General features: G+C 67.4%; 21 protein-coding genes. 13 read left to right on the plus strand and 8 right to left on the minus strand.

Annotation, left to right across the window (positions count from 1 at the left end):
* Positions 1-12: 12 nt before the first annotated feature.
* The 3 genes from ASF21_RS01260 to ASF21_RS01270 all read right to left on the minus strand — a co-directional run bounded on the left by ASF21_RS01260 (position 13) and on the right by ASF21_RS01270 (position 3389).
* A complete protein-coding gene (locus ASF21_RS01260) occupies positions 13-999 on the minus strand; it encodes an alpha/beta hydrolase family esterase (RefSeq protein WP_055765713.1) in 987 nt (328 codons plus the stop codon).
* Between the two features lie 137 nt (positions 1000-1136).
* Positions 1137-2066, minus strand: coding sequence for an NADP-dependent oxidoreductase (locus ASF21_RS01265; RefSeq protein ID WP_055765716.1), 930 nt, complete (start codon positions 2064-2066; stop codon positions 1137-1139).
* 243 nt (positions 2067-2309) lie between these two features.
* Positions 2310-3389 carry a TerC family protein gene (locus ASF21_RS01270; protein ID WP_055765719.1) on the minus strand — a complete coding sequence of 360 codons (1080 nt, stop codon included), beginning with the start codon at positions 3387-3389 and terminating at the stop codon, positions 2310-2312.
* 594 nt (positions 3390-3983) lie between these two features.
* Here ASF21_RS01270 and ASF21_RS01275 point away from each other — a divergent pair.
* Positions 3984-4598, plus strand: a complete 615-nt coding sequence (locus ASF21_RS01275) for a toll/interleukin-1 receptor domain-containing protein (RefSeq protein WP_055765722.1) — start codon at positions 3984-3986, stop codon at positions 4596-4598.
* Here the strand turns inward: ASF21_RS01275 and ASF21_RS16245 are convergent.
* Positions 4592-5272: a DUF4145 domain-containing protein gene (locus tag ASF21_RS16245; protein ID WP_162237501.1), complete on the minus strand. Its 681-nt coding sequence runs from the start codon at positions 5270-5272 to the stop codon at positions 4592-4594. The genes ASF21_RS01275 and ASF21_RS16245 overlap by 7 nt on opposite strands.
* A gap of 691 nt (positions 5273-5963) precedes the next feature.
* On the opposite strand from ASF21_RS16245, the gene ASF21_RS16660 reads away from it, so the two are divergent.
* A complete protein-coding gene (locus ASF21_RS16660) occupies positions 5964-7034 on the plus strand; it encodes a DUF6602 domain-containing protein (protein ID WP_157365696.1) in 1071 nt (356 codons plus the stop codon).
* 669 nt (positions 7035-7703) lie between these two features.
* On the opposite strand, the gene ASF21_RS01290 is transcribed toward ASF21_RS16660, so the two are convergent.
* Entirely contained in the window at positions 7704-8810 is a 1107-nt protein-coding gene (locus ASF21_RS01290) for a LacI family DNA-binding transcriptional regulator (protein WP_055765731.1), read from the minus strand.
* An 89-nt stretch (positions 8811-8899) separates the two neighbouring features.
* On the opposite strand from ASF21_RS01290, the gene ASF21_RS01295 reads away from it, so the two are divergent.
* The 6 genes from ASF21_RS01295 to ASF21_RS01320 all read left to right on the plus strand — a co-directional run bounded on the left by ASF21_RS01295 (position 8900) and on the right by ASF21_RS01320 (position 19027).
* A complete protein-coding gene (locus ASF21_RS01295) occupies positions 8900-9838 on the plus strand; it encodes a carbohydrate ABC transporter permease (RefSeq protein WP_055765734.1) in 939 nt (312 codons plus the stop codon).
* Positions 9839-9909: 71 nt separating this feature from the next.
* Positions 9910-10779 (plus strand): carbohydrate ABC transporter permease, encoded by an 870-nt coding sequence (locus ASF21_RS01300; protein WP_235498687.1) that lies wholly within the window; start codon positions 9910-9912, stop codon positions 10777-10779.
* Between the two features lie 51 nt (positions 10780-10830).
* Positions 10831-12183, plus strand: a complete 1353-nt coding sequence (locus ASF21_RS01305; protein ID WP_055765736.1) for an ABC transporter substrate-binding protein — start codon at positions 10831-10833, stop codon at positions 12181-12183.
* Between the two features lie 188 nt (positions 12184-12371).
* Positions 12372-14414: a beta-galactosidase gene (locus tag ASF21_RS01310; RefSeq protein WP_235498617.1), complete on the plus strand. Its 2043-nt coding sequence runs from the start codon at positions 12372-12374 to the stop codon at positions 14412-14414.
* Positions 14415-14451: 37 nt separating this feature from the next.
* Positions 14452-17640: an RICIN domain-containing protein gene (locus ASF21_RS01315; protein WP_082471151.1), complete on the plus strand. Its 3189-nt coding sequence runs from the start codon at positions 14452-14454 to the stop codon at positions 17638-17640.
* 361 nt (positions 17641-18001) lie between these two features.
* Positions 18002-19027 carry a hypothetical protein gene (locus ASF21_RS01320; protein ID WP_055765739.1) on the plus strand — a complete coding sequence of 342 codons (1026 nt, stop codon included), beginning with the start codon at positions 18002-18004 and terminating at the stop codon, positions 19025-19027.
* 120 nt (positions 19028-19147) lie between these two features.
* Here ASF21_RS01320 and ASF21_RS17090 read toward each other — a convergent pair whose 3' ends face one another.
* Entirely contained in the window at positions 19148-19888 is a 741-nt protein-coding gene (locus ASF21_RS17090) for a hypothetical protein (protein WP_055765742.1), read from the minus strand.
* A 115-nt stretch (positions 19889-20003) separates the two neighbouring features.
* On the opposite strand from ASF21_RS17090, the gene ASF21_RS17095 reads away from it, so the two are divergent.
* The 5 genes from ASF21_RS17095 to ASF21_RS01350 all read left to right on the plus strand — a co-directional run bounded on the left by ASF21_RS17095 (position 20004) and on the right by ASF21_RS01350 (position 23859).
* Positions 20004-20603 (plus strand): hypothetical protein, encoded by a 600-nt coding sequence (locus ASF21_RS17095; protein ID WP_055765745.1) that lies wholly within the window; start codon positions 20004-20006, stop codon positions 20601-20603.
* Complete coding sequence (locus ASF21_RS01335) at positions 20600-21277, plus strand: ABC transporter ATP-binding protein (protein ID WP_055765748.1); 678 nt, start codon at positions 20600-20602, stop codon at positions 21275-21277. Before ASF21_RS17095 ends, ASF21_RS01335 begins: the two co-directional genes overlap by 4 nt.
* Before the next feature lie 92 nt (positions 21278-21369).
* Positions 21370-22650 (plus strand): ABC transporter permease, encoded by a 1281-nt coding sequence (locus ASF21_RS01340; RefSeq protein WP_082471315.1) that lies wholly within the window; start codon positions 21370-21372, stop codon positions 22648-22650.
* Positions 22651-22697: 47 nt separating this feature from the next.
* On the plus strand, positions 22698-23534 hold the full coding sequence (locus ASF21_RS01345; RefSeq protein WP_055765751.1) for a sigma factor: 837 nt from the start codon (positions 22698-22700) through the stop codon (positions 23532-23534).
* Positions 23535-23622: 88 nt separating this feature from the next.
* The gene (locus ASF21_RS01350; RefSeq protein WP_055765754.1) at positions 23623-23859 is read left to right on the plus strand and encodes a hypothetical protein; all 237 of its coding nucleotides are present in this window, start codon (positions 23623-23625) and stop codon (positions 23857-23859) included.
* Positions 23860-23922: 63 nt separating this feature from the next.
* Here ASF21_RS01350 and ASF21_RS01355 read toward each other — a convergent pair whose 3' ends face one another.
* Positions 23923-24699, minus strand: coding sequence for a CPBP family intramembrane glutamic endopeptidase (locus ASF21_RS01355; protein WP_235498618.1), 777 nt, complete (start codon positions 24697-24699; stop codon positions 23923-23925).
* The gene (locus ASF21_RS01360) at positions 24696-24941 is read right to left on the minus strand and encodes a hypothetical protein (protein WP_055765757.1); all 246 of its coding nucleotides are present in this window, start codon (positions 24939-24941) and stop codon (positions 24696-24698) included. The genes ASF21_RS01355 and ASF21_RS01360 overlap by 4 nt, the downstream gene beginning before the upstream one ends.
* Positions 24942-25006: the final 65 nt, after the last annotated feature.

Below are 25006 nucleotides of genomic sequence, written 5' to 3' on the forward strand. Positions count from 1 at the left end.
CCTCCCTGCGTGTCAGCGGGTGCGACGCTGCTCGAAGAAGTCCCACATGAGGCCGTTGGCGCTGATCTCCGTGGTCGTCACGCCCGCTCCCGGGAACGCGGCAGCATTGCCGCCGGGCCAGGTGTGCCCTCCCCCGGCGATGACGTACTGGCGGACTGCGGCGTTGCCGGGGCAGCCGCGGTGGTCGGTCAGTGTGACGTTCTCACTGACGCGTGATTCCTTCGCCGTGTGGCAGCCGTTGAGGTCCGCCCAGCGCTCGGACGCCGCGAGTGCCCCGTACCCCCAGTACGCCGCTCCTCCCCCGGCGAACGGGTTGACCGGGTCGGCGGTGCCGTTGAACGTGATGACCGGGACGCCGTCGCCCGGCGCGCAGGTTGCCGGATCGGGCGCGAGACCGCCGTCGACGGCGAGCGGGGCACCCGCCCGCAGGCCGGCGACGGGCGCGATCGCCGCCACGGTCGTCGGGTTGTCGCACGCGAACTGGGACACCATGCGCCCGCCGCCCGAATAGCCCGCCGCGTACACGCGGCGCTCATCCACGCAGCCCGCGTCGACGAGCGTGTCGATGACGTCCTGGAGGAAGGCCTCGTCGTCGGGCGCTCCCGCGACGTCCGTCGCGGTGTACGGCACGTTCCAGACGAAGCCCGCCGCTGCCGGGAGGGCGCCCTGCGGTGCGGCGACGATGAAGCCCTCGCGGTCCGCCGTGCGGTCCAGCTGCGACCGCGTCAGCTGCTCCGCCGGTGTGCTGTTGCTGCCGTGGAGATCGAGGACCAGGGGCGCTGCCCGCGTGCCCGCGGACTCCGGGACATGCACGACGACGGTGCGGTCCAGTCCGCCCGACGGGATGGTCAGCGTGGTGCGCCCGTCGTCAAGGGCGCAGGCCGATGCCGGCGAGGGCGCTCTCCCCTGTCCCGGTGCGGCGTGGGCGGGTGCGACCGCCGCGAGCGAGGCGGTCAGGACAAGACCGGCGAGGGCCAGGGCAGGCAGGGTGCGGGGCATCGTTGCTCTCTTCGTCGAGGGTGATCCGCCCAGTATGCCAAGCAGCAGGGCTCGCGCCCCTACGAATGTGCCATGCCGGCAGGAGACAGGAACGCCCCCGAGCTCTCGGCTCGGGGGCGTTCCTCGTGAGGGCTCCGCTAGAACGTCAGCACCAACCGGCCGCGGACGCCGCCCGCCTCGAGGCGCCGGTGGGCCTCAGGCGCCTGCTCGGCGGGGAGGGTGTCTGCCACGCGCGGGGTCAGCACGCCGTCCTCGACGGCCTGCCGCAGGGAGTCGAGCTTTGCCTGCGAGTGGTACTCGTCGAACACCCACGCAGCCTCGAAGCGGATGTCGCGGGTCGGTTCACCCTTCCAGCCGCGCACGGAGATGAAGACCCCACCGTCGCGGAGGGCCGGCACGACGTCGTCGTGCAGCAGCGCTGTGTCGGCGATCGCGTCGACGCCGTCCGGGAAAACCTCCCGGACGCGACCGGCGAGGTTCTCACCGCGGTCGAGGATGTGATCGGCGCCGAGGCTCTGCACCAACTCGCGATCCTTGGGTGCCGCGTCCGCGATGACCGTCAGGCCCTGCTGCTTGGCGAGCTGGATTGTGTAATTGCCGAGCGTCCCGGCTGCGCCCGTGACGGCGATGACCTGCCCGGGCGTGAGAGCGGCGAACTCGAGGACCTGTACGGCAGTGAGCCCGTTCATGGGAATGGTGGCTGCCTCCTCGAGCGTGCTGGTGGCAGGGATCCGAGCGATCGAATCATCGGCAGCCACGAGGCGTTCGGCGTACGCACCGCCGTGCTCCCCCAGAGGCAGCGCGATGGCCATGACCTCGTCACCGACCTTCCACGCACTGCCGCGCCCTACTTCATCGATGACGCCGGCAGCATCCATGCCGGGTAGGTAGGGCGGCTCGGACTGGCTCATGTCATAGGCGCCCGTGCGGACATTCGTGTCCGTCGGGCTGACCGCGGCTGCCCTTACGCGGATGCGAACTTCCTTCTCGCCCGGGTGCGGCTCGGGAAGGTCGTGGACGGTCAGGGCGTCCGGTCCGCCGAATTCGGTGACTCCGATTGCTTTGATAGCGCATCAACTCCAGGTTGCGGTGTTCGGTGCTGCCGGGGACGGTGCGGTCCCGGCAATCAGGACGAGAGGGTGGCTCCGTCGGTGCGATTGCCTACCACCTTCAGGCGGTCGGCGCCCGCGCCGTCGAGCTCAAACCTCTGCTCTCCAGAACCGGGATCCGGCACGAAGAATTCCACCTAGATCACGCGAGACGTCCCGGTCCCTGCATCAGGGACCGGGACGTCTCGTCATCGAGCGGGGTTACTTCCGGCTGGTTGCCGTGCTCTTGTCGTCGTCGCGCCCGGACTCGATGTCCGTGCCCTCGGCGTCGGCGGCGATGACGGGCTCGCCCTCGACCTCGTCGCGGTCCTTCTTCGCCGCGTCGCCCCGGGTCTTGATGAGGCTCGCGATGGTGGCCACGGTGATGGTCGCCAGGATGAAGAGCAGCGACACGGAGATGGGGATCTCGGGGACCCAGAGGAGCGGCTCGCCGCCGTTGATGAACGGCAGTTCGTTGACGTGCAGGGCGTGGAACACGAGCTTCACACCGATGAAGGCGAGGATCACGGCGAGGCCCTGCGCCAGGTAGACGAGGCGTTCCAGCAGGCCGCCGATGAGGAAGTACAGCTGGCGGAGGCCCATGAGGGCGAAGGCGTTGGCCGTGAACACGATGTACGCCTGCTCGGTGAGGCCGTAGATCGCGGGGATGGAGTCGACGGCGAAGATCAGGTCCACGAAGCCGATCGCGATGATAGTGAGCAGCATCGGGGTGACCCAGCGCTTGCCGTCCTTCTTCACGGTGAGCTTGTCCTCGTGGTACTCGTCCGTGACGGGGAGCACGCGGCGGACCAGCTGCATGAACTTGCCGTCGGCCGGGTTGGAGTCGTGGCTGCCGAAGGCCTGCTTGTAGGCGAGGAAGAGGAGCAGCGCGCCGAAGATGTAGAAGATCCAGGAGAAGTTCTCGATCAGGCCGGCGCCGATGGCGATGAACGCTCCGCGGAGGATCAGCGCGATGATGATGCCGATCATCAGCACCTTCTGCTGGTACTTCTTGGGTACCGCGAAGCCGGTCATGACGATCAGGAACACGAAGAGGTTGTCGATCGAGAGTGCCTTCTCGGTCAGATACCCGGCGTAGTACTCACCGCCGAAGTCCCAGCCCCACACCTGGCCAATCACCACACCGAAGAGGAGGGCAAGGCCGATGTAGAAGGCGGACCAGCGGGCTGATTCACCGATGGTCGGTTCGTGGGGCGTGCGCACGTGCGCGAAGAATTCATAGACGAAGAAGGCGATGGTCACCGCGATAGTGATCAGCCAGATTGTGGGAGAGATGTCCACGGAGGTACTCCAAAGGGGGTCGGCGTCGGATGGGCGCCAAGGTCTCCTCCGCCCGGACGAACCGGAACCGACGGGCCCGGGATGCTTCAATGCATCCGTATTGACGGGCCGATCACAGACGGGAGTACTCCCCTTGATACATCGATGCTAACGCATGAAGTGGGGTCCTTGTTCCCCCTCACTCAACCAAGCCCCTCGCTCGTCAGCAACTGACACATCGCCGAGCGAAGCCCTCCGCAACACCACGCACGGTCAACTCCACGATCCTCCTTACCGTTCGCTGCCACACCTAGTGCTTCGCGATCCCAGGCTTCCCACTCTCATCAAAGGCGCTCTCCGGTGGTTCACGAGATCGTCGTCCTGAGACACATTGTTGAGACAGAAGCCGAGCCAGCACCGTCAGCAGTCGCCGAGTTCCACTGACGGACCGGCAGCAAGCTTGAGCGTGTCCGGTCAAAGGATCCTTTGATGAGATGTCGGAATTAGCTTGCAGTCTGAAAGACGGTGGACCGACGTTCGGATCTGCGCGAGCGTCCAAACTTTCTCGGCATTGATTGTCGAAGCGGGTCAGACGAGCAGCACTAGGATTACGAGATGCAGAGAATCTTCTTGTCGCACCAAAGCGACGACAAGCCCATCGTCCGTCAGGTACAAAGCGAACTGCTTCTGATGGGTGCCGAGCCGTTCTTCGATGAACTGAGTATCCTCAACGGCGAGATCATACCTGGGCGCATCGAAGATGCCCTCGAAACAGTCAATGTCTTCGTACTGTTCTGGTCTGCGACAGCGGCGAAATCGGACTGGGTGAAGGTGGAGAGGCAAGCCGCTTGGGCCAAGTTCCGAGCCGACGAACAGGGCTTCCTCGTAGTCATGCTGGATGACACACCGTTGCCCGAAACACTCGCTTATAAGAAGTATATTAAGGCGGACACTGAGGAAGCCCGCGAGATAATCGCTCGGGAAATACTAGGTCTCCAGCACGGTGCACGGCTCATCAAGGCTGTTCAAAACACCTTGGAGACTTGGGGTATCGACGTTGCGTTCAACGAGGGCTACGGCCCGTATGCAGGTTGCCCTAGTTGCGGTGCTGGCACCCCGGAGATCGAAGAGTTCGTCGTGCCTGATCCGACTCGTGAGACCACCTACGGGTACATCCGCTGTACGAAATGCAAATGGAGCGGTGGGGGCGGCGAAGTGTCCTCCTACTGAGGCTTCCCCTGCTCAGCCTGATGCTTAGCAACCTTGTCTTCAAAACTCTTCCGAACGCCCTCAGGCAGCGAGGCGTGCAGGTCCGCATACGTCTTCGGCTTCGTTATCAACTCATCGACGAGCGAGTTCATTACTTTGAAAAACACATCCGCTACGCCAGCGTCGGTGTCAGTAAGGAGAATAACCGCAGATTCGCCTTGCTCACCGTCCCCGTGCAGGGCCATGTTTCCCATGTACCGGATAAAGTTCAACCCTTGAATCGTTGGAGTAGAAACCTCTGATTGCAGTATCACTAGCCTGTCATCTAAGTTTTTCTTCTTCCCAACGGCGTCCTTCGTCAAACCTTTCACCAGACGCTCCATGGATGCACGACACAGTGCCGCAGCGGCTCGCTTCGAGTAAGGGAGGACTGCCACTGCTTCGTTGAATAGTTCGGCGGCATCTGCTGGCATGTCAACGTGCGGAACGTGGTTAGAGTTTTGACCGCCCCTGAAGTGAGGGCTTGACACGTATGGATAAGCCAGATCCTTTTCAATCCAAAGAGAGTATTTTTTACATGCAAAGCACTTACTGACTGACCAGTCAGGGGTGCCCTCTTTTCTACCCTCATCAGTCCAAATCATGTACTCAGGGTCTGATACCGACCACATGTTGACGTTCTCATCAATGATCATCAAGGGATCCCAGTTCTGAGATGTGAAAGCACCACATCGGGGACAGTTGAAACTTGGGGCCTCGAAGTACGGAGCGGCATATTCCTGCATGGGAGCATCGTGTCACAGTAGAAAGGTCATACGGAGGAGCGACTATACGACGGAGGCTCACGTCGATCACCAGTTGTTCAGCCTTCCCGCGCTGCGTGATCAGCACTGGGTGAATAGCACTGGGGAACGGGGCACGGTCGGGTCAGGCAGCAGATCCCCAGTCGATGTCCTCAGCGGCAACGTGATCCTGAGTTGCCGCGCCTTTGTCAGCCGGGGTAGCAGCGTCCGTTCACGCTCGGAACCCCGACCAGGTTCCCTACCCACCCGAGTCCCTAGGTCGCGAGGCACGACCGGACCCTCAAGCGCTGGTGGGACGCATTCTTGGCGTACTTCACTGCCGAGCGTGCAAACAACGGTGGACCAGAAGCCGTGAATGGGGTCATCTAGCTCCACCGCCGCCTCGCCAGCGACTACCGGAACCGTCACAACTACCGGCTGAGAATCCTCCTCACCGCCGACAGCCTCACACCATGACCCGACAGGATGTCCGAAGAGCGCACAAAGAATCATTTCGGGACATTGCTATATGCATGCTGCAGCGACGAAGCGCAGCAGTCGCCGGGAGTAGCCACTTCGACACGGAGGTACTACCTTTAGTTACATGATCCAAACTTATGCTGCGCTTTTAACAAAGCTTATGGAAGAGGAAAAAAGGCGACTCGACGAGGACGACATTAAGCATGGCGTCACAATCGGTAAAATGTACGAGGGTCACTTCAAGAAAGTAGTCCTCAAGCGAGCACTACCTGAGGGGGTCAATCTAAATATCACGGGCGGCTTCATTTCTATCCCTGGCCCCAAGGGGTTGAAATACTCGAGACAGATCGACTGCATGCTGGTGCGTACTACCGAGAGAGAGATCCCATACACGGATGACTACGTCTGCGATATTGAAAACGTAGTCGCTGTCTTTGAAATCAAAAAAACTCTTCACGGTAAAGACCTTAAAAGTGCTTTTGAACACTCGAAGTCGATTCGCGACCTTGAACTCGAGCACCTTCAATCCCGAAAAACCTACCCTATGATGGCTTTGGATACGGAAAGAGTCCTAAGCGCCCTGGCTCACACCATTAATATAAGATTCGACACCATCGAAACGGCGGAAGAAATTCTTGATGGAACAGAGCTTGAAATTCTCCACAACCTCCTCCTGGAATCATGGGGCATCCTGAGGGTAGTTTTCGGCTATAACGGTTACGAATCCGAGCAGAGCTTTCGTGAGAAACTCGCTGAACAAATTAGCGACGTGGTCGTCGCTGGCCAAGCGTCCAACGGATCTGGAACCAACTTGTATAGTCCTGGATCATTCCCTCAACTCATCGTGAGTGGCCGGTACTCATTGTGTAAGATGAACGGTTTGCCCTACATGGCGGAGGAGATTGATGAATGCTGGCCATTCTATGCCTCAACGAACTTCAATCCGCTAAATATTCTACTCGAGTATCTGTGGATGCGTCTAGCTCGCGAATTTGACATCAACTACACGGAGGAGCCCGAACCCGCGAAGGAATCTAACGAGATCCCCGAACCGACACAGGACCCCGAACCCGTCGAGGCCATGCGCGTGTTCCTGCTCGCATGGGTTGAGCGCAAGGTTGGAACCAAGGTTTCGTGGGGCTTTGAGCATGTGCCCTGGACAACGGCGCCAAAACCCACCGTGCAAACGAAGTGACTTTGCGCCTTAAGAAAGGGCCAGGCGCAAAAGGTAAATGTGGACGGAGTTGATGTTTTGACGTCTTCCCTACAAATGGAAGACCCGATTATCAACGACCTCCGTCAGAGTTCCCCGCTGGCCGATTTTCGAGTACGTTTTTTTACGGGAAGGTCGTATCCGCAAGACGGTATGCCTCTCGCATTCGATGGGCTGCAACACACGAGGACGAGACACCATCTCTCCCGGCCGTCACAGCTTAGCCGATGTCTTGGTTGGATCCGCTGCACGAGATAGGTGACTCTGCGCGACACCACCCAAGTAGACCGAAGCTTCGACAACCGAAGCCGATACACATTTCATATGCACTGTTATCGGCATCTGAGTGGTGCAAGCGTGAAGAGAATCATCAGGACCTGGTCCCGGCGGAACCGATTCCTGCAGACCCCCAGCGATGACGGGCCCTGGACGCGCCTGAGTTTGCAGGGTCATCAACCTGTGGGCGGGCGGATCCGAGGAGCGCGGCGCTCACAGCCGTGCACCTGTGGGTGAACGTCCAGACCTCCGAGACGCAGCAGGAGCTATGACACGCTAACTATTACGAGGTGCCAAAGGCCCGTAGTACCCCGCGATCCAACCTGGAAACCGACGCTCGACCAAAACCGCGCGGGGTCGAATTACCAGAGGGTTCTATTTCCTGTCGACCTGAGTCCAGGAGTTTCCGCCGTGATCGCCAGACAGACCAACTGAAGCCCGAACAGAGCGCCGTCGGCGTGCCGCGGTACTCTCCCGCACCACGAGCCGCGTCGGCACGAGGTCCAGCCCCGGTTCCGTCGAGTTCTCCCGCATCTGCTTCAGCACCTTGTCCACGCAGCGCCGGCCCACCTCGGCGAAATCCTGGTGCACGGTGGTCAGGGGCGGGCTGAAGGAGGTGCTGTCCGGGATGTCGTCGAAGCCCACGATCGAGACGTCCTCCGGTACCCGGATGCCCTTCTCGTGGAAGGCTCGCAGCACTCCCAGCGCCATCTGGTCGTTCGCCACGAACACCGCGGTGCAGTCGGACGCGGCCAAGGTCAGGCCCGCGAGGTAGCCCGAGTCCGCCGACCAGTCCCCCCGCAGCAACGCAGGTTCAGCGCACCCCCGGGATGAGAGCACCGACCGCCACGCGTTCACGCGCCGCTCCGACGCGAAGGACGCCGATGGCCCGGCCACGTGCCACACCGTCGAGTGCCCCAGGTCCAGCAGGTGCTCCACGGCCTTCCGGGCGCCGTCGGCCTGGTCCGTGTCGATCACGCTGAAGCCGTCACTGGCATCGGAGTCCACCACCACGGCGTGGACGCCCGGCGGCAGGGACACCGTGGCGGCGTCGAGCAGGTGGACCTCCATGATCACGATGATGCCGTCGACCGCCAGCTCGTTCAGCCGCGAGAACGCACCCCGCACGCCGGCCTGCGTGGGCGCGGCCACGGGGATCAGCGTGATGGCGTAGTCCTCCTCCGCGGCCCGGGCCGCGATGGCCTCGAGCGTGCGGACATTCCCGGTGGTCGAGAGCGTGAACAGGATGACGCCGATGGTCCGGAAGCTTCCCCGCTTCAGGGCCCGCGCCGCACTGTTGGGCCGGTAGCCGAGCTCGTTCATGGCCGCGATGACCTGCTGCCGCGTCGCGTCGATGACCCCCGCGCTGCCGTTGGATACCCGCGACACGGTCTGCGCCGAGACACCGGCCAGCCGGGCGACGTCGGACATGGACACACGCCGGTCATCCCGGATGGAGTGTTGACGCGGCGTGGTGGACATGTGACCATCGTAACAACAATGTTTGCGTAAACATCGAGAAGAGCGCACGCTGGTGTTTACGTAAACATCGATCGAGGACAAGGACGAACATGACGACGGCGTCACCCCCACCCGCCGCGCTCGGCACGCAGCCGAAGCCCGCGAAACGAGCGCAGAAGCGCGGCCAGAAGAGCTCCTGGTCCGGCTGGCTGTTCATCGGCCCGTTCATGGCGGTCTTCGCGCTCGTGTTCCTCGCACCCATCGCCTACTCGATCTACCTGAGCTTCTTCCGCAACCAGCTGGTGGGCGGCAACGGCTTCGTGGGCCTCGCCAACTACGCCCAGGTGCTGCAGGACTCCCAGTTCTGGTCCTCGCTCATCCGGGTGGTCCTGTTCCTTGCGGTGCAGGTCCCGGTGATGCTCCTGATCGCCATGCTGGTGGCCCTGGCCCTGGACAGCGGCCGCCTCTATGGCAAATCCTTCTTCCGCATCTCGATCTTCCTGCCCTACGCGGTCCCCGCCGTCGTCGCCAGCCTCATGTGGGGCTTCATGTACGGCACGCGGTTCGGCCTGGTGGGCAACATCAACGAGGCGCTCGGCACCAACATCCCCAACCCGCTGAACCCGGACCTGATCCTCGCCTCGATCGGCAACATCGTCACGTGGGAGTTCATCGGCTACAACATGCTGATCTTCTACTCGGCGCTCAGCGTCATCCCGAAGTCCCTCTACGAGGCCGCGGAGATCGACGGCGCCAGCCAGTTCCGCCTCGTCACCGCCATCAAGCTGCCCGCCATCCGCGGTGCCATGGTGGTGGCCGCCATCTTCTCGGTGATCGGCAGCTTCCAGCTCTTCAACGAGCCCGCGATCCTGCAGAGCCTCGCGCCGAACTCCATCTCCACGTACTTCACCCCCAACCTGTACGCCTACTCGCTGAGCTTCTCCGGCCAGCAGTACAACTACTCCGCCACCGTGGCGATCGTCATGGGCATCATCACCATGGTCATCGCCTACGCCGTGCAGCTGCGCGGCATGCGGAAGGAGGGCTGACCATGAGCGTCGCCGTCGAACCCACCCGCCCCCGCAGCGACAAGCTGACCACCAGGCCCGGCTACGTGCGCATGAAGAGCTCGCGCCGCAGCGTGGACACTCCGAGGCGCAGCGTCCTGCTGACCGTCCTCACCGGGATCGTCCTCGTCTACAGCCTCGTCCCGCTCGTCTGGCTCGTCATCAACTCCTCGAAGACGCAGGAGAGCCTTTTCAGCTCCTTCGGCCTCTGGTTCAGCGGGGACTTCGCCCTGTTCAGCAACATCGGCGACACCGTCACGTACGACGACGGCATCTTCGGCCGCTGGTTCCTCAACACCGTGCTGTACGTGGTGGCGGGCGCCGGCGGAGCCACCTTCCTCGCCGTCCTCGGCGGGTACGCCCTCGCGAAGTTCACGTTCCCCGGCAAGAAGGCCGTGTTCGCCGTCGTCCTCGGCGCGGTGGCCGTCCCCGGCACCGCCCTGGCGGTCCCCACCTTCCTGATGTTCAGCCAGATGGGCCTGACGAACACGCCGTGGGCGGTGATCATCCCCTCGCTGATCTCCCCGTTCGGGCTGTACCTGATGTGGACGTTCGCCTCCGAGGCCATCCCCACCGAGCTGCTGGAATCGGCGCGCATGGACGGCGCCGGCGAGTTTCGCACGTTCTTCCAGATCTCCCTGCCGCTGCTGGGCCCGGGCATCGTCACGGTGCTGCTGTTCACCATGGTGGCCACCTGGAACAACTACTTCCTGCCGCTGATCATGCTCAAGGACCCGGACTGGTACCCGCTGACCCTGGGCCTGAACGCCTGGAACAACCAGGCGTCCACCGCCGGCGGCGAGGCGATCTTCAACCTCGTGATCACCGGCTCCCTCCTCACCATCATTCCGCTGATCGCGGCGTTCCTGCTGCTGCAGCGCTTCTGGCAGTCCGGCCTGAGCGCCGGCGCGGTCAAAGAGTAGAACCCCTCCCGAACACCCCCTTCCGAAAACGATGAAGTGAAAAGGAACCCCATGAAGAGCAGAATCTCCCCGGCCGTGCTCCGCGGCTCGGCCCTGGCCCTCGCGGCCGCCCTGACCCTCTCCGCCTGCGGTGGCGGCGGCGGCAACGACGCCGGTGGCGCAGCACCCGAAGAGGTCAGCGCGGACGACGTCCAGGCAGCCCTCGAGACCGGTGGCGACCTCACCGTCTGGGCCTGGGAGCCCACCCTCGAGAAGGTCGTGGAGGACTTCGAGGCGGAGTACCCGAACGTCAACATCGACCTCGTGAACGCCGGCACCGGCAACGACCAGTACACGGCGCTGCAGAACGCGATCGCCGCCGGCTCGGGCGTGCCCGACGTCGCGCAGGTCGAGTACTACGCACTCCCCCAGTTCGCCCTGGCCGAGTCCGTGAAGGACCTCACCGGCTACGGCGCCGGCGATCTCCAGGACACCTTCAGCCCCGGCCCGTGGAGCTCCGTCCAGGCCAACGAGGGCATCTACGGCCTGCCCATGGATTCCGGGCCCATGGCCCTCTTCTACAACACGGACGTGTTCGAGAAGTACGGCGTCGAGGTCCCCACCACGTGGGAGGAGTACGTCGAGGCCGCCCGCACGCTGCACGAGGCGGACCCCAACGTGTACATCGCCAATGACACGGGAGACGCCGGCTTCGCCACCAGCCTCATCTGGCAGGCCGGCGGCCAGCCCTACCAGGTGGACGGCACGGACGTCACCGTCAACTTCTCCGACGAGGGCTCCACCAAGTTCGCGGAGACCTGGCAGCAGCTCCTCGACGAGGACCTCCTGGCCCCCATCAGCTCCTGGAGCGACGAGTGGTACCAGGGCCTCGGCAACGGCACCATCGCCACCCTCTCCACCGGCGCCTGGATGCCCGGCAACTTCACCTCCGGCATCCCCCAGGCCGCAGGCCAGTGGCGAGCCGCGCCGCTCCCCCAGTGGGAAGAGGGCCAGACCGCGAGCGCGGAGAACGGCGGCTCCTCGCTGACCATCCCCGCGGCCAGTGAGCAGGGCGCCCTCGCGTACGCCTTCCTCGACTACGCCAACGTGGGCGACGGCGTCCAGACCCGGATCGACGGCGGCGCCTTCCCGGCGACGTCCGCGCAGCTCCAGTCCGAGGAGTTCCTCAACACCGAGTTCGAGTACTTCGGCGGCCAGAAGGCCAACGAGATCTTCGCCGAATCCGCGCAGAACGTCCCCGAGGGCTGGTCCTACCTGCCCTTCCAGGTCTACGCGAACAGCATCTTCAACGACACCGCCGGACAGGCGTACGTCTCGGACACACCGCTGTCCGAGGGCCTGAAGAACTGGCAGGACGCCAGCGTCAAGTACGGCAACGAGCAGGGCTTCACCGTCTCGGAGTAGTCCCCGCCCCATCGGACCCGGGCCGGGCGGGAGCTCGCGCGCACCCGCCCGGTCCGTTCCACCCCTGTTCCATCCCCGCTGGACCCACCGTCGTCGTCCCCCGCCCCTCCGTCAGGGGATGGGCACGACGACGGCGGGAGCACCACCCGCGCGCCACACGTCTCGAGAAACACCCAAGGAGCTTCACCGTGTCGACACCCACCACCCACCGCTGGCTGCGCTGGCCGTCCGAGCCTGCCCGCCCCCGCATGGCGTACGGCGCCGACTACAACCCGGAGCAGTGGCCGCGCGAGACATGGGATGAGGACGTCCGCCTCATGCGCGAGGCCGGCGTCAACGTGGTGTCGCTGGCGATCTTCTCCTGGGCCCGACTCCAGCCCGAGCGCGACGAATGGAACTTCGCCTGGCTGGACGAGGTCATCGACCTCCTGCACGCGAACGGGATCGCCGTCGACCTCGCCACCGCGACCGCCTCCCCGCCGCCGTGGCTCGCCACCGAGCACCCCGAGATCCTCCCGGTCACGGTCGACGGCAGCACCCTCTGGCCCGGCGCACGCCAGCACTGGCGCCCCACCAGCCCCGTGTTCCGCGAGCACGCCCTGAAGCTCGTCACGGCGATGGCCGAGCGCTACGGCGACCACCCCGCCGTCTGCGCGTGGCACGTCTCCAACGAGCTCGGCTGCCACAACATCTACGACTACTCCGACGACGCCGCCGGCGCCTTCCGCACCTGGCTCACCGACCGCTACGGCAGCATCGACGCCCTCAATGACGCCTGGGGCACCGACTTCTGGTCCCAGCGCTACACGCGGTTCGAGCAGGTCCTGCCCCCGCGCCAGGCCGCCTCGCACCCGAACCCCACGCAGCAGCTCGACTTCAAGCGCTTCTCCTCCGACGCCCTCAAGCAGTACCTGCGCGCCGAACGCGACATCCTGAACCGCATCACCCCCGACATCCCCGTCACCACCAACTTCATGGTCATGGGCGAGACCAAGGGCATGGACTACGCCGACTGGGCCGCCGAGGTGGACTTCGTCGCGAACGACCACTACTTCGTGCCCGGCCCCCAGGCCGTGGACGAGCTCTCCTTCTCCGCGAACCTCACCGGCAACTTCGCCGGCGGGAAGCCCTGGTTCCTCATGGAGCACTCCACCAGCGCGGTGAACTGGCAGCCCGTCAACACCCCGAAGAAGTCCGGTGCCCTCCGCCGCGATTCGCTCACCCACGTGGCCCACGGCGCGGACGCCGTCTGCTACTTCCAGTGGCGGCAGTCCAAGGCCGGCGCCGAGAAGTTCCACTCCGCGATGGTCCCCCACGCCGGCGAGGACAGCCCCATCTTCCGCGACGTCGTCGCCCTCGGCCGCGAACTCGGCGCACTGTCCGGCGTCGTCGGCTCCCGCCGCAGCCAGGCGCCCGCGGCCATCCTCTTCGACTGGGACTCCTGGTGGGCCTCCGAGCAGGACTCCCACCCCTCCGATCGCCTGCGCTACCGGCAGGAGGCCCTGGACTGGTACTCGGCGTTCCTCGCCCTCGGCATCCGCGCCGACGTCATCCCCGCCGCGACGGACCTCACCGGCTACGGGCTCGTCGTCGCCCCCGTCCTCCACGTGGTCCCGGCCGCCTTGAAGACGCGCCTCGAGGACTACGTGGCCGGCGGCGGGCACCTCGTCGCGAGCTACTTCAGCGGCATCACCGACGAGAACGACCACATCTGGCTCGGCGGCTACCCCGGAGCCCTCGCGGACCTGCTCGGCATCCGTATCGACGAGTTCGGCCCCCTGCTCGACGGCGAGTCCGTCGCCCTGGACAACGGCACCACCGCGACCCTGTGGGCGGACCGCGTACTCCCCCGCTTCGACGGCGTCCAGGTCCTCTCCCGCTACACGACCGGCGACCACGCGGGAGACGCCGCCGTGACGCGGCGCGCCTCCGGCCGGGGCAGCGCGGCGTACGTCGGCGCACGCCTCGGCGCCGAGGGCCTCGAAACCGTCCTCGCGGACCTCGCGGCCCGCGCCGGCGTGACCAGCGAGCTCCCCGCGGAACTCCGCGGCGCCGTCGAGCAGGTCATCCGCACCGGCGACGACGCCGACCACGTCTTCCTCATCAACCGCACCGACGCACCCGTGGACATCACGGGCGTCGACGGCGACACCCTCACCGGCGAGGAGTCCAAGCTGGCTCCCCGCTCCGTCGCCGTCCTCACGAGGAAGGCCCGCACCACCGTCTCGTAAGACCTGCACCACCCCTCGCTGGAAGGAACCACGTTCAATGACGAATCGATCCAGGCGCGCCGCCACACGAGCGGCCGCGACAGGGGTTGCCGCCGTCCTGGCGGCAGCCTCCCTCATGGGAGGTGCGGCGCAGGCCGCACCTCCGGCCCCACCCGCACCGCCCGCGGCACCCGAGGGCGCACTGACCCTCACCCCGGACCCCTCCTACCAGGGGGAGGAGTTCGAGGGCTGGGGGACCAGCCTCGTCTGGTTCGCCAACGCCACCGGCGACTACCCGGACGAGATCCGGAACCGCCTCGCCGACCTGGTCTTCGGGCCCGACGGCCTGAACCTGAACATCGCCCGCTACAACATCGGCGGTGGCAACGCCCCGGACGTGAAGGACTACCTGCGGCCCGGCGGCGCCGTCGAGGGCTGGTGGAACGCCCCCGAGGGCACCACGCGCGAGGACACCGCCTGGTGGTCCCCCGAGGACCCCGCGGACTGGAACCTCGAGGCGGACGCCACGCAGCGCTGGTGGATCGACCGCATCAAGCAGGACATCACCCACTGGGAGACGTTCAGCAACTCGCCGCCGTGGTTCCAGACCGTCAGCGGCTACACGTCCGGCGGGTTCAACTCCACCGCCGACCAGCTGAAGCCCGGGAGCATCTCCGACTTCAACGCCTACCTGGTGCGCGTCACCGAGGAGCTGGAGAAGGCCCACGGCATCGAGGTGGACACCCTCGACCCGTTCAACGAGCCGAACACCAACTACTGGAGCACGCAGCTCGACGCCACCGGCGAACCGACCGGCGGCCGCCAGGAGGGCGCCCACATGGGCCCGCAGCTGCAGCAGCAGGTCCTCCGCGACCTCGCCGCCCAGCTGCAGGACGCCGACACGGACGCCACCATCTCCGCGATGGACGAGACCAACCCCGGCACCTTCGCCACGAACTGGAACTCCTACCCCGAGGACGTCCGCGCCCTCGTGGACCAGCTGAACGTGCACACCTACGGCACCGGGCAGCGCACCACCGTCCGGGACATCGCGAAGGCCGAGGACAAGCCCCTGTGGATGAGCGAGGTCGAGGGCTCCTGGGGTGACGGCCAGAGCTTCACCAGCATGGAGCCGGGCCTCGGCATGGCCAAGCGCATCACCGACGACCTCCGCGAGCTGGAGCCCAGCGCCTGGGTGTTCTGGCAGCCCGTCGAGGACTACGACAACATGGCACCCGGCGGCGAGTCCGCCGCCGGCGCCAACTGGGGCAGCATCCAGATGCCCTTCGACTGCACCGACGTGGACACCCTCGAGACGTGCCCCATCTACACGAACACCAAGTTCAACACCGTGCGGAACTACACGCACTTCATCCAGCCCGGGGACCGCCTGGTGCAGGTGGACGACGAGGACACCACCGCCGCGATCACCGACTCCGGTGCCGCCGTCGTGCACATCAACGAGGACGCCGAGGACAAGCCCGTGGTCCTGGACTTCTCGAAGTTCGGTTCCGTCGCCAGGGGTGCCACGGTGACCCCCGTGGTCAGCGATGCGGACGGCGCCCTCGTCGAGGGTGAGCCGGTCGCGATCGAGGGCGGCAGCGCCCTCGTCACCGCACCGGCCGAGTCCGTCACCACCTTCGTGGTCGACGGCGTCTCGGGCATCGCCGGGGACGCGGCCACCCTCCAGGACGGCCACGTGTACCGGCTGCAGGGCGTGCAGAGCGGCAAGTCCATCGAGACCGCCGGCGGCACCGCCGTCATCAGCGCCACCGACCCCGCCGACGCGCAGCAGCTGTTCCGCTTCACCAGCCTCGGCGAGGACAACACGAACCGCGAGCGCTATGCGATCACCACGCTCGACGGCGCCGCGCAGCTCGCCGACGAGGGCGGCGCCGCCGTCGTCGCTCCCGCCGGTGGCAACCCCCGGGCCGAGTGGATCGCCTCCACGACCGGGGACGGCACCTACACGTTCGTCAACGCCGAGACCGACCTCCTGCTCGAGGTCGGTGGCGGATCGACGGCCGAGGGCGCGGCGGTCACGCTGTACCTCGCGAACTCGGGCGCGAACCAGCGCTGGACACTGGTCGACGAGACCGTGCTCGGCGTCGAACCGGCCACCGCCTTCACCGTCCCCGGCACCGCACCCGTGCTGCCGGAGACCGTGACGCCGGTGTACCGCGACGGCGCCCGCGGGGCCATCCCCGTCGAGTGGAAGATCCCGAACGGGAACCGCTGGAAGAAGGCCGGGACCGTCAAGGTCAAGGGCACCGCGACGGACGTCACCGGCGCGCAGTTCCCCGCCGAACTGACCGTCACGGTCGACACCCTCGTCTCCACGCAGCCGGCACGCGCCAAGGCCGTCGTCGGAGCCGTTCCCGTCCTGCCTCCGACCGTCACGGCCGTGGGCAGCCTCGGCGGCACCGTGGACCGCGACGTCACCTGGGACACCGCCGTCAGCTACCCCGCCCCCGGCGTGTACGAGCTCGCCGGCCGGGCGGACGACGGCGCGGGCGGCACGCTCCCGGCGACCGTCCGCATCCAGGTCACCGAAGGCACGCTCGACAACGTGGCCGACGACGGCGGCACCACCGCCACGGCCACGTTCACCGAGCCGGGCTACGGCACGGCCGGGCTGTTCAACGGCGATCTCCGCGACAAGGCCTGGTCCAACTGGAAGTCCAGCGCGAAGAACACCTCGGACACCCTGACGGTCACCCTGCCGTCGGCCCGGCCGCTGGGCGGCGTCGTGGTGAACTTCTTCCGCGACGGCACCACGGACAGCTACGCGCAGACCCTCCAGCTGCAGGTGCAGGGCGCCGACGGCGTCTGGACCTCGGCCGGCGCGCCGGTGGCCGTCCCCACGGGCGCTCCGGCTCCCGCGGTGACCCTGCCGCTCACCGGAGTGACGGCGCAGTCCGTGCGGGTGGTCATGACGGCCCGCCCGAACACGCACATGGTGGTCAGCGAGATCCAGGTGCTCGGGGCCGTTCCGGCGGTGTCCTCGGACGCCACGCTCTCCTCGATCAGCGTCGGCGCTACGCCGATCGTCGGCTTCGACCCGGCGGTCACCACCTACGCGGTGCCGGTCAAGGGCAAGCTGCCCGCCGTGTCCGCCGCAGCGGCTGATCCCTACGCCACGGTCTCCGTGACGCAGCCGAAGGGCAGTGACCGGACTGCCGTCATCACGGTGACGAGCGAGGACGGCACGGCGACGGGCACCTACCGGGTGACGCTGACCCGCTAGGCACCCTCCCTCCACCCGACCGACGGGGCGTCCGCACGAGCGGGCGCCCCGTCGTCGTCCCGAGGATCTCGCAGCAGTCTCAGGGTGCCGACGGGCCGAGGGACCCGCGGTGATCCTGACGCTGTCCGGGTGGTGGTGCTCCGCTGTGCTGACACGCGCGGCCCCCCGGGTCTGCCGCAGGAATTCGGTCCGGCATTATCCGATCAAGGGGAGACCGCCTGATTGCCTACCATTGACGGGACGAAAAGGACACGGTTCCCAATCGTTATCGAACGGGCCGCGATGTCCTCCCTGGGTATGACTCCGTGGACGATTCCAGGCAATAGCATCCTCACTATTGCCCTATGGAGGAAGAGGACCCGTGCGACTGTCATCCCGCGTCATCACTGCCCTGACCACGACGATGTGTGCTTCGGCCCTGCTCGCGGGTTGCGCGTCGCCGGAGGAAGCTCCCGCCGCCGAAAAGGAATCCCCGCTGTCCGCTTTCTTCGCCTCCGCCTATGGCGGGGACCTGAGCCAGGAGGAGCAGGAGAAGAAATTCGCGGAGGACGAGCGAGAGCGTGAGGAACTCGTGGCGCAATGCATGTCGGAGGAAGGATTCGAATATTCACCGAATGTGCAGTCCGCCTCGATGTCCATGCCGGTGAGCGGTGATGAATGGGATCCGGATTCCCGCGAATGGGTGGCTCAGTACGGGTACGGGATGATCAACTACCCCGGGCGCGACGACATGGAGTCCGGCGGGGAGGGCGAATACGTCGACGCCAATGCCGACTACGTCGCGAGCCTCTCGGAGTCGGAGCAGCAGGCGTTCAACGAGGCCCTGCACGGGCCGATGCCGGATCCGGAGGACATGCCCGCCGAGGGTGAGCCGATGGAGTGGGACTGGACCACGGCCGGCTGCTACGGGTGGGCGGAGAACGAGCGGGGTACCGCAGTGGACCCGATGTCCACGGACGAGCACAAGCCCCTCATGGACGCGATGAACACGTTCTACGAGACGATGATGACTTCGCCCGAACTCACCGAGATCGACGCGGCGTGGTCCTCCTGCATGGCGGACGCGGGCCACCCCGGGTTCTCCGCGCAGATGGACGCCCAGACCAGCATCAACGAGGACATGAACAAGCTCTACGAGAGCACCGGTGAGATCGGCACGACGGATGACACGGCGATGACGGGTGGGATGGGCATGCCGAACCAGGCGGAGATGGACGCCCTCGGCGAGAAGGAGATCGAGCTCGCCCTCGCGGACCTCGACTGCCGGGAGGAGACCGACTACCGGCAGAAGCAGCAGGAAGTGCAGTTCGCCCAGGAGCAGCAGTTCGTGGACGACCACAAGACCGAACTCGAGGCCTTCCGCGCCGATCTCGAGCAGGGAAGCTGAGTGGCACGGTTCCGGCGAGCCCGAACCGCGGAAGCCACGGCGGAGACCCGGAGCCTCGACGAAATCCTGACTCCTGCCCCTGACGGGGAGGACGGCCCGCGCGGCGCATCCGGGGCCGGCCTAATCGCCGTCTTCCGCCGCAACCGCACCCTCTGGATCGTGGCCGTCGCCGCCGTCCTCAGCCTGGTCGCCGGGCTGCTGCTCGGCCGGTTCCTCGTCTCCCCCGCCGACGCCGCGTCGACGGCGGAGCCGCCGGCACCCGGCCTCGTGACCGTCCCCGTCGAGTTCGGGCGCCTCAGCAACGACGTGACCATCCGGGGCGAGGTGGCGTACGCCGATCCGGTGGAGGTCCGCGTCGACACGTCGTCCATCTCGGGTGCGGCGGTCGTCACGGGTCAGGTACCGGAGGAGGGGGCGGAACTGAAGGCGCTCTCGATCGCCCTCGAGGTGGCCGGACGTCCGGTGATCGTCCTGCCCGGTGAGCTCCCGGCGTACCGGACCCTGCAGATCGGGGTGTCCGGTCCCGACGTCGTGCAGTTCAAGACCGCGCTCCGGACGATCGGCATCGACGCCGGCGATCCTGCGGACCCGGTCTTCGGCGTCGAGGCGGCCAACGCCGTCGCGACCCTCTACACGGACGCCGGCTACAGCGCCCCCGCCTCGGAGGAGGGCAGCGAGGAGAGCCTCCGGGCCGCCCAGGAGGCCGTCCGTTCCGCGGAGCAGGGTCTCGTCACGGCCCAGAACGACCTCGCGGCCACGCCGGTCGGGGCCACTGCCGTCGAGATCCTCGAAGCCGACAACGCCGTGGCGCCCCTCGTCGACTTCCTGTCGGAGGCGGCCCTCAACCGCGATCGCGTGCACGTCGAGGTGGAGTGGCTAACTGCGACGGCAGCAGGTCGGGTCCGACCGCACCGACGCACCGCAGCGGGCCGCCGTCGACGCAGCGACCGCGCAGCTGATCGCGGCGCAGGAGGAATTGGCGCGCGCCGACGTGGCCGCCCTGCCCGCGCTGCCCGCGGGCGAGGTGCTCTACCTCACCGAACTGCCGCGCCGCGTCGATGCCGTGGCCGCACAGCGCGGCAGCGTCCTCGACGGCCCGGCGATGACCGTCTCGGGTGCGACCGTCGGCCTGTCCGGGTCCGCCGCCGAGGGCGACGCCCGGCTCCTGAAGGTCGAGGACACGGCGTCCTTCGAGCTGCCGGACGGCACGCCCCATCCGGCCACCATCACGGCGGTGACGCCGGGCGAGGGCGATTCCCAGCGGTGGACCATCGAGCTGACGCCCGATCCGCTCAGCCCGGAACAGATCAGGGAATTGCAGGGCTCGAACGTCCGGGTCTCCATCGCGGTCGGCGCCACCGACGGCGAGGTCCTCTCGGTCCCGTACGCCGCGCTGACGGCCGGCCCCGGCGGCGAGACGCGGGTGGAGGTCACCGAGGGCGACCCGCGGGCGGGTGAGGAGACGACGACGCGCCTGGTGGTGGTCCGCAGCGGACTGGCGACGCCGGGCGCCGTGGAGGTCACGCCCCTCGAGGGCGAACTGGAGCAGGGCGATCTCGTGGTGGTGGGGCGATGAGCACGCCGCTCGTCGAGCTGCGGGACGTCACCCGGTCCTTTCCGGGCCCGCCGGAGGTGCAGGCCCTGAAGGGCATCAACCTGACCGTGCACGACGGCGACTACGTCTCGATCGTCGGTCCCAGCGGGTCCGGCAAGTCCACCATGCTGAACATCCTGGGCCTGCTCGACCGGCCCAGCGTCGGCGAGTACCGGCTGGCCGGCCACCTCACGGGCGCCCTCGACGAGGACACGCGCGCCGCTGTCCGGGCCCAGCGCATCGGGTTCGTGTTCCAGGCCTTCCACCTCATGCCACGGCGCTCGGTGCTGGAGAACGTCATGATGCCCATGCTGTACAGCGGGACCCCGCGGGACGAACGGGAGGACCGGGCGAGGCAGGCCCTCGAACGCGTGGGGCTCGGGCACCGCCTCGCGTTCCTGCCCGGCACGCTCTCCGGCGGTGAACGCCAGCGCGTGGCCGTGGCCCGCGCCGTCGTCACCAGGCCCAGCCTGCTCCTCGCGGACGAGCCCACCGGAAACCTCGACGGGGGGACGTCCACCGACGTCATGGAACTCTTCGAGGAGCTCGTCTCCGACGGCCTGGCGCTCGTCATCATCACCCACGACGCCGCGGTGGCCCGCCGCGCACCCCGCAGTGTCGGCATCGCCGACGGACGGGTGACGAGCGCCCCGTGACACGACACCTCGCCCCCGACCTCCCGCCCGCCGCGCCGGACGACGCCACAGATGACACGACAGATGGCACGACCGATGACACGACGGATGACATGACCGATGGCACGACCGACGAGTCCACCGACGGCCTGCCGGACCTGCTCCATCCCGTGCCCGCCGCGGACCGATTCGGCGTCACCGATCTCCTCATCGAAGCGACGTCGGATCTCGGGACCCGCCCCGGCCGCCTCCTGATGACCCTCGCGGGGACCGTCCTCGGCATCGGCGCCCTCGTCGCCACGATCGGCTTCGCCCAGACGACGGCGGGGCAGCTCAGCAAGCAGTTCGACGCCTTCGCCGCCACGCAGATCGTCGCCTCACCCGCCCAGGCGCAGACCGCCGACGGCGAGAGCGTGGACACCAGCTCGCTGCCCTGGGACGCGGTGCAGCGCATGGAGCGCCTCGCCGGGATCGAGCAGGCCGCGCTCATCAGCGAGGTGAGCCTGCCCGAGGGCACCGTCACGGCGGTTCCCGTCAACGATCCCTCGGCCCCCGGGACAGTGCCACCGCGGATCTTCGCGGCGTCCGCAGGCCTCGTCGACGCGCTGGAGGGCACCGTCCGCTACGGCCGCCTGTTCGACGACGGCCACGACCAGCGCCAGGACCGGGTGGCAGTCCTCGGCGAGCGGCTCGCCGGACGCCTCGGCATCACCCGCGTGGACTCCCAACCCTCCATCTTCGTCAACGGCATCCCCTACGCGGTGGTCGGCGTCTTCGGCGACGTGCAGCAACGCGCCGAACTCCTCGACAGCGTGGTCATCCCGACCGGCGCGGCCCGGAAGGACTTCGGCCTGACCGCCCCCGGCGAGGTGCAGGCCAGGATCGTCATCGGCGCAGGCCCGCAGGTCGCGGAGCAGGCGGCCCTCGCCCTCTCCCCCGATGCTCCCGAGGCCGTCACCGTCGCAGCGCCGCAGGGACGCTCGGATCTCGCCAAGTCCGTCCAGGCGGACGTGAACCTCATCTTCGTCGTCCTGTCCGTCGTCGTGCTGCTCGCCGGCGGAGTGGGGATCGCGAACGTCACCATGCTCTCGGTGATGGAACGTACGGGCGAGATCGGCCTGCGACGTGCCATCGGGGCGACGCGGCGGCAGATCGCCGCGCAGTTCGTCACGGAGTCCGTGATCATCGGTCTGCTCGGCGGGCTGCTCGGTGCCACCACAGGGGTGTTCGCCGTGATCGCCATCTCGGCGGCCCAGCAGTGGACGCCCGTGACGCATCCGCTGGTCGCCGTCGGCGGTGCCCTCCTCGGCGCGATCGTCGGTCTCGCGGCAGGGAGCCTGCCCGCCCGGAAGGCGACGCGCATCGAGCCCGTCGTGGCCCTCCGCGGCACGTGAGGCCGCGCTCCCTTCGCCGGACGGCCTCCGCCGCCTAGGGTGGCCGTATGGACCTGACCGGACAGTTCGAGGCGGAGCGGCCGCGCCTCGTGCGGATCGCCGCCGGCGTGCTCGACGACCGCGCGGAGGGCGAGGACATGGTGCAGCAGGCCTGGCTCCGCCTGCACGGCACCACGGCCGTCATCGGGAACCTGCCGGCCTGGCTCACGGTCGTCACCACGCGCCTGTGCCTCGACCGGCTCCGCGCCCGGGTCCCCGAACCGGTCGAGCCCGGGGTCGACGTCGGGCCCTCCTCCCCCGATCCCGCGGACGGCGTGGTCCGGGCGGCGGCGGTCGGGGTCGCGCTGCGGATCGTCCTCGACCGGCTCACGCCGACCGAGCGGGTCGCCTTCGTCCTGCACGACACCTTCGGCGTGGAGTTCCGCACCGTGGCGGCCGTCCTCGATGTGTCCGCCGATGCCGCACGGAAACTCGCGTCACGCGCCCGCTCGAAGGTCGCGGTGGCCGTACCGGCGGAAGCGCCCGCCGACTGGGAGGTGGTCGATGCCTTCCTCGAGGCCTCCCGCGGCGGCAGCTTCGCACGCCTGCTGCACCTGCTGGCGCCCGACGCCGTCGTCCGCGCCGATACCGCCGCGATCGCGGCGGGGACTCCGGAGCTGCTCTCCGGACGCGAGGCCGTCGCCTCGATGTTCGACGGCGCCGCGAAAGCCGCCCTGCCCGTCGTCGTCGACGGCCGTCCCGGCGCCGCCTGGTACCACCGGGGCGAGGCCCGCGTGCTCTTCGACTTCACCGTGGCCGACGGCCTGGTGCACGCCATCACCTTCCGGGCGGAGCCGCAGGTCCTCGCCTCCCTCGTGCGTCGGACGGGTGCGGAGAAGAAATGACGCGGCCGGTGTCACATCCGGCTGCTCGCCGTCGTCGTACAGGTAGGGCGCCGCTCCGGGTCGCCCGCATCCACAGGAGGAACACGCCATGAAGACCATGACCTGCAAGCAGCTCGGCGGCCCCTGCGATCTCGCCCTCACGGGTGACTCCGCGGACATCATCATCCAGGCCCAGGACCAGCACCTGAAGGACGCCGTCACCGCCGGTGACACCGCGCACCAGCCGGCGCGCGCCGCCATGAAGGGCCGCTGGAAGAACCCGATCAAGGGGCTTGGCTGGTACAACGGCACCAAGAAGACGTTCGCGGCGCTCCCGGAGGACTGAAGGGGGCGCCTTCGGGGTCCGCGCCTTCGGGGTCCGCACCTTCGGGGGCCGCACCTTCGAGGGTCAGGTACCCGAGAGCACGATCAGCACGGCGAGGCCGTTGTTCACGGCGTGCAGGAGGATCGGCGCCCAGAGGTTCCCGTGGAACCGTCGCAGAAGGGCCAGCGCGACGCCGAGCGCGAAGAGATAGGCGAACCCGACCACCACGAGGTGCACGGCGGCGAAGAGGGCGGCGGACAGCAGTACGGCGAGCGCGGGGCGGAAGCGGCGGCCGAACCCGTCGAGGAACGCGCCGCGGAAGAGGACCTCCTCCCAGAGCGGCGTGAGGACCGCGACGACGAGCACCACGAACAGGACGACCGGGACGGGGAGTCCGGCCAGGTCCGCCAGCGGATCGTTGGTCGTGGGGGCTGCGCCGATGTCGAACCCCGTCAGACCGAGGACGGCGAGGAACACGCCCTGCAGCACGAGGGCGCCCGAGATGGCCGCGGGGATCTGCCAGAGGAGGTGGGCCATCCGTGGGCCCGGGCGGCGGAAGCCCAGCTGGGCCGCCGTGAGGTGGTTGCGGCGGACGAGATGGACGGACAGCGCTGCGAGCGCCGCCGCGGTGACGGTTCCCAGCAGCACGGGCACGAGGAGTTCCAGCGTGAAGTCGACGAGGCCTGTCAGCCCGAGGACCAGGATGACCCCGCACGCCGCCGCCACGTACAGCACCACGAACATCAGGGCCCAGCCCGCCTGCCGCAGTGTCACCACCGGTCCGGCGGCATCGGCGCCATACCCGCGATGGGTCTGGCGGACCTGGGCTGCCGGGCCGACGCCGCCCGGGAACGGGCTCACGGCGTGCTGCCCTCGGTCGCCCCACGGGACGCATCGCCGTCGGGCACCTCGGCGGTACATCCCCTCGCCACCGCGCCGGCCCCCGCGGCGAGGAGGACCCAGCCGGCGGCGATCACCGTGCGGTATGCCGGGGACGTGCCCAGCCAGTCGAGCAGCAGCGACCGCCCGCCGAAGACCAGTGCCGCCGCCACGAAGCATCCTCCCGCGACGACGAACCAGACGTACTTCTTCCCGGACATCATGGACCCCCCAGCATGGTGAGCTCCCAGCCTACGGGGCGCGGCGGGATCGACCGACACCGACGGAG

Origin of the sequence: Arthrobacter sp. Leaf234 (genome assembly GCF_001422665.1) — a bacterium.
Lineage (GTDB): Bacteria > Actinomycetota > Actinomycetes > Actinomycetales > Micrococcaceae > Arthrobacter_D.